Origin of the sequence: Providencia rustigianii DSM 4541 (genome assembly GCF_000156395.1) — a bacterium.
Taxonomy (GTDB): domain Bacteria; phylum Pseudomonadota; class Gammaproteobacteria; order Enterobacterales; family Enterobacteriaceae; genus Providencia; species Providencia rustigianii.
This window is the reverse complement of the sequence record NZ_GG703819.1, coordinates 289,040-289,302: the sequence shown is the minus strand read 5'-3', so window position 1 is coordinate 289,302 and position 263 is coordinate 289,040. Positions and strand designations below refer to the sequence as shown.

Annotated in this window: 1 protein-coding gene; it reads left to right on the top strand. The window is 52.5% G+C overall.

Going from position 1 to position 263, the window contains the following annotated elements; genetic code table 11:
• Positions 1-263: hypothetical protein (locus PROVRUST_RS19875; RefSeq protein WP_006814945.1), on the top strand; the 263-nt coding region annotated here is incomplete at both ends.

The window sequence follows — 263 nt, the reverse complement described above, 5'->3', positions numbered from 1 at the left end:
CAGAAACTGGCGTCACTGGGGCAAACCAGTGACAAACAAGTGAATACGCTGACCGCGCAGAATCAGCAACTCACAGCGCAGTTGGCGGAAAAGGTGAAGCAGCATGAATCGGCGCAAACGACGTTGGCGAAGCAAAATGCCGAATTAGCGCAGCAGCAAACGCAGCTTGCCCAGCAAAAAAGTGGACTGGAAACCGATTTAACCGCAGCTCAGAAGCAATTAGCGGACGCGAAGGCACAATTACAGGCACAACAAACGCAAGC